Here is a 4,853-nt window from a genome sequence, read left to right as displayed (position 1 = left end):
CGATCTCCCCCAAGTCCACAAGAGCAGCATGCCGAACCCAACACCCAAGATCAAATCAACCTAACGAAGTACTACTAGTCGCGTACGCCGATCGCCTCGGCCGGGTGTTGCCTGAGCGCCAGCCGGGCCGGAAGCGCGGTGGCCAGTAGCGCCAGCGCCGTCATCGCGGCGATCACTGCCGCATACGTGCTGAGGGGCATGTAGGGCAGCGCCGAACCGGTCATCCCGGTTCCGAAGGCCGACAGCGTGGCCAGCGAGATCGCGGTCCCGGCTACCACCGAGATGAGCGCCAAGGTGAGGGTCTCCAGGCGCAGCATGCGCAGGACCTGCCGCTTGGTGGCGCCCAGCAGGCGCAGGAGCGCCAGCTCGCGGGTGCGGTCGGCGCTGGACATGGCCAGCGTGTTCACCACGGCGATCGCGGTGAACGCGATGATCAGCCCCATCGCAACGTAGTTGACCTCAGCGTTGGGCGCGCTCAGCTCGACCGCCTGCGCCTGGTCCAGGATGGTGGCGGCGGGTAGCGCTGTGCGCAGGGCGTCGGCAGTGCCGCCGGCCACCAGCAGCGTCCCGGACGGATCGTCCACATGCCCTGCCACGAGTGTGCGGGCGACGGTGAGCTCGCCGAAGCCGAGGCCCCGCGAGTAGATCGCGGCCACCTTGAGCTTGGCGGGGGTGCCGTCTCCGAGGGTGAGTTCGAGTTCGTCCCCGACGTTCTTGCCGAGCCGGGAGGCGGCCGTCTGGCTGAGGGCGACCGAGTTCTTGCCAAAATCCTTGATCGAGCCCGCGGTGATGCCCAGGTCCATGGTGCGCGGGTCGACGTCGGCGGCCTGGGCGCCGTACTTGGTGAGCCCGACCCGGACGGACGTGCGCAGCACCTGGCTGACGGCGACGACGCCGGGCACGTCACGGACCGCGGCCGCGCTGGTGCCGGTGATCACGTAGTCCGCCCGGGTGCCGGCCGCGGCCTGCTGCTCGGCGGCGTGCCCCATCGTGGTCTGCACGAACAAGATCGTGCACGTGAGCGCCACCATCAGCGTGAGGGGGGAGATCACCGAGGCCATGCGCTTGGTGCTGGAGCGCAGGTTGCGGGTGGCCAGGTAGCCGCCGACGCGGGAGGCGGCCAACGGCAGGGCCAGGAGCGCCAGCGCGGCGCGGGCCAGCAACGGGCCCAGCAGGGTGACGGCGGTGGTCCACACCAGCGCCGTGAGCAGGGTCACCGGGCTGGAGGCGGCCTCGGTATTCAGGAACGACAGCAGGATCGTCAACGCGATGCCGCCTGCCACGCAGACCAGCCCTGCGATCAACCGGCCCACGGGCAGGCCGGGGCGTTCCAGGGCTGCCTCACCCAGCGCTTCGACCGGACGGATCCGGTTGGTGCGGCGGGCCGAGACACGGGCCGCCGCCCACGCGGCGGCCACCGTGGCGGTCAGGGCACCCAAGGCGGGGAACGGGCTGACGACCAGATTGAGATTGGCGGGCATCGCGCCCAGCTCCACGAAACGGGAGCGTAGCCAGAAACCCAGTCCGATCCCGGCGGCCGAGCCGAGCAGTCCGGCGGCCACGCTGATGGTGAGGGCTTCGCCGCCGAGGAGCATGCGGATCTGCTTGGGGGTGGCGGCGATGGCGCGCAGCAGGGCGAGCTCGCGCTGGCGTTGCTGGATGGACAGGGCGAACGTGCCGACCACGACCAGGATGGCGACCAGGAGCGAGGTGGCGGCCAGCGCGCCACCCAAGCTGATCAGCTTGATCCGGGCATTCTCCGCGCCCAGGAACTCCACCGCGCCACGTTCCTCACCCGTGTAGGTGAGGGCGCCTTCGACGCGGACGTCCCTATGGGGAAAGACGCCGATGGCGGTGAGCTGGCCGGGACGTCCGGCGAGCTTGCGCGCGTGAGCCGTGGAAAAGAAGAGGGTGTCCTGGCTCGGCAGCGCCTGCGCGGTGACCCCGACCACCCGGTAGCCGACCAGCGTGGTGCCGAGCGCGTGAGCGTTGCGGGCATCGACCACGACTTCGTTGTCGGCAGTGGGCTCGCGGCCCTCGGCGATGGTGAACGGGGTCAATTCCGCCGACTCCCACCCATGCCCGAGGAAACGTCCCGCGACCGGGAAGCTCACCTCCGGCACCACCTTGGTGACCCCGGGCGACTGACGGAGCTGGTCGGCCAGCTCGGCTCGAATCCACTTCCGCTCAGACAGCGTCTTGGCCTTGGTCTTGGTCTTGTCGCCGGACTTCACGACCGTCTCGCGTACGAACTGGTCGCCGGCCACGATCACCGGCGCCCCCGCGTACCGTTCCGGTGCCACGCTGCCGCGCAAACCGGTCTCCAGCAGCATCAAACACGCGCACACCAGAGCCGCCGCGCACAGTAGCGCCACGAACGCGCCTACGAAGGCCGCCTTGCGGTGCCGAATCATCTTCCACGCGATCACTTCCACGCCCCCAGCCTGGTCATCCGCTCAGCTACCTTGTCCGCGCTCGGCGCGCTCATCGCATCCACGATTCGGCCGTCGGCCAGGAACAGCACACTGTCGGCGTACGAGGCGGCCACCGGATCGTGAGTGACCATCACCACCGTCTGCCGCAGGCTGTCGACTACTTCACGCAGCAGTTTCAGCACGTCGCGTGCGGTCATCGTGTCGAGCGCACCGGTCGGCTCGTCACCGAAGACCACCTCGGGCCGGGTGACCAGCGCCCGGGCGATCGCCACCCGCTGCTGCTGACCGCCCGACAGTTGCGCCGGCCGCCGATCGGTACGGCCTGTCAGACCGACCCGGCTCACGATCTCGGACATCCAGGCCGGATCCGCCTTGGCACCCGCCAGGCGCAGCGGCAGGGTGATGTTCTCTGCCACGGTCAGCGACGACACGAGGTTGAACGCCTGGAAGACGAAGCCGACCCGCTGGCGACGCAGCTCGGTCAGCTGCGTTTCGGACATGTTGGCCAATTCGGTGCCGCCCAGCTGGACCGAGCCGGAGGAGGGCGTGTCCAGCCCGGCCGCGCAGTGCAGGAACGTGCTCTTACCCGATCCGGAAGGCCCCATCACTGCGGTGAAGGACCCGCCGCCGATACTCGCCGACACCTCACGCAGGGCTGCGACCGCGCTCTGGCCTTTGCCGTACACCTTGCTCACCGCGTCCAACCGCACAACGTCTGTCATGCCTGTAAGCCTGCCGACCAGCCCGTCCAGGGAACAGAGAGTGGCTCACGTGCTGACCATGACGTCGTCATAATCCGGACACTGCTCGACAGCGCCCGTCGCAAGAACACCAGACACAACAAAAATCACCGCTAGCATCCACGCCTTGAGCCAGAACCGGAATCCGACTGCACGCCTGGTGGATCGACGCCTGGGCCAAGCGCCTGCGCGCCGTCTTCGCCGGCGACTGCCTGCATCAGCTGCCGCTCATCGAGCGAGCCATGGGCCGCCAGACCCAGGCGCTGATCATGCAACTGGACGCCGCCTGCCGCGGCCGACGATCTGGCCGAAGCAGCAGCCGAGGCGTTCGCTCAACACCCGGACGCTGAGATCCTGGACAGCTTCCCCGGCATCGGCCCGCTCACTGGAGCTCGCGTCCTGGGCGAGATCGGCGACGACCGCACCCGATTCCGCGACGCGCGAGGGTTGAAGGCCTATGCCGGATCAGCGCCCATCACCATCGCCAGCGGCAAGAGCCTGGTCGTGCACCATCGCAAGGTGAAGAACCAGCGGCTCGCGGCCGCCGGTTACGTCTGGATCTTCGGAGCCCTGCCCTCACCTCAGGTCAAGGAACACTACGACCGCCGCCGTGCAGCCGGTGACAAGCACACCGCAGCGATGCGCAACCTGTTCAACCGGTTCCTCGGCTGCCTGCACCACTGCCTGCAGAGCAGGCAGACTGGCATTCCCCCCGGGGTGTGGACACCCGGTTTCATGCAGCCAGTGAGATCATTGTAGCAATTCGATCTTCGTAGATGGCCGGGGCAGGTTTCCGGTCGCCGAGTGTCTGCGCCGGTGGTTGTACCAGGCGATCCAGCGGAAGATCTCCGTGCGGGCTTCGGCCTCATCGCTCCAGCGGCGCTTCTTGCGGCCGTGCAGCAGCTCGCGTTTGAGGGTGGCGTGAAGGACTCGGCCAGGGCGTTATGAACCGCGCCGGGATTGCTGGAGGCTTTCCGAAATCACCGCGGCCCCTCATTCCGTGCTTGCCACGGTTTGGCACATGGTCGTCGATGCCTTGCGGCGAGCGTACGATGCACGGCGACCACATGAGGTCATGGTCTCCGGCCGGGTACTGAGCAGCGGGGCGCAATGGGCTATCGAGTCCCTTCGACTCGGATATCGCTAGCTACGCGGCCGGGACTGTACGGTTTTCGGCTCTGTCTCTCTTTCGGTGGTGACGGAACGTCAGCCCAAGAGGATCCGGTGACGGAGCAGCGCGAATCCGGCGCGGCCGTGCATCTGGCGCATGACGCGCTTGGTTTTGGTGTTCACGCCTTCGGTGCCGCCGTTGTGGTGGGGCAAGGTGACGGCCGCGCGGACGGCATCGCGGTCCTGGTCAAGGCCGCGGGTGAAGGCGTGCAGGTGGGGTAGGTCGGCGGCGCGGGCGGTGGTGATCCACGTGTCGAGACGGTCGGCGTTGCCCTCGCTCGGCCGGAGCAGGTCGGCGAAAGCGCGCACCAGCCCGGCTAAGACCGTGACTCATTTGGTGGTTGATCGTTGGATGTGTCGTGGATGCGTTCATGCAGCGACTGGTGCCCGATGAGTTGTGGGAAATTTTCCAGCGGGTGGTACCGCCCGCTCCGGCCCGGCCGCAGGGAGGAGGGCGGCGGCGGGTCGACGATCGTCTGATCCTGGCGGCGATCGTGTATGTGGCCAC

Annotated in this window: 3 protein-coding genes and 3 pseudogenes; 2 read left to right on the top strand and 4 right to left on the bottom strand. The window is 68.1% G+C overall.

Annotated elements, in window-relative coordinates:
* Positions 1-74 precede the first annotated feature (74 nt).
* Together ACSDR0_RS49360 and ACSDR0_RS49355 are read right to left on the bottom strand one after the other, a co-directional pair.
* Positions 75-2,435 (bottom strand): FtsX-like permease family protein, encoded by a 2,361-nt coding sequence (locus ACSDR0_RS49360; RefSeq protein WP_435295916.1) that lies wholly within the window; start codon positions 2,433-2,435, stop codon positions 75-77.
* The gene (locus tag ACSDR0_RS49355) at positions 2,426-3,157 is read right to left on the bottom strand and encodes an ABC transporter ATP-binding protein (RefSeq protein ID WP_435295915.1); all 732 of its coding nucleotides are present in this window, start codon (positions 3,155-3,157) and stop codon (positions 2,426-2,428) included. The genes ACSDR0_RS49360 and ACSDR0_RS49355 overlap by 10 nt, the downstream gene beginning before the upstream one ends.
* A gap of 197 nt (positions 3,158-3,354) precedes the next feature.
* Between ACSDR0_RS49355 and ACSDR0_RS49350 the strand changes: the two are divergent.
* Positions 3,355-3,934 (top strand): annotated as a pseudogene (locus ACSDR0_RS49350) (transposase); the annotation flags it as partial.
* Here ACSDR0_RS49350 and ACSDR0_RS49345 read toward each other — a convergent pair.
* A pseudogene (locus ACSDR0_RS49345) lies at positions 3,926-4,087 on the bottom strand (integrase core domain-containing protein); the annotation flags it as partial. The pseudogenes ACSDR0_RS49350 and ACSDR0_RS49345 overlap by 9 nt on opposite strands.
* A gap of 294 nt (positions 4,088-4,381) precedes the next feature.
* A pseudogene (locus ACSDR0_RS49340) lies at positions 4,382-4,675 on the bottom strand (transposase); the annotation flags it as partial.
* A gap of 41 nt (positions 4,676-4,716) precedes the next feature.
* On the opposite strand from ACSDR0_RS49340, the gene ACSDR0_RS49335 reads away from it, so the two are divergent.
* A partial coding sequence (locus tag ACSDR0_RS49335; protein WP_435295917.1) for a transposase occupies positions 4,717-4,853 on the top strand: 137 nt, incomplete at its 3' end.

This window comes from Streptosporangium sp. G11 (genome assembly GCF_051192615.1).
Classification (GTDB): Bacteria; Actinomycetota; Actinomycetes; order Streptosporangiales; family Streptosporangiaceae; genus Streptosporangium.
The sequence above is the reverse complement of the archived record's forward strand: the minus strand, read 5'-3'. Positions and strand labels throughout refer to the sequence as shown.

What these genes read in the sequence shown, in the direction of transcription:
- ACSDR0_RS49355 (WP_435295915.1), bottom strand. Translation starts at nt 3,157, where the DNA reads ATGACAGACGTTGTGCGGTTGGACGCGGTGAGCAAGGTGTACGGCAAA.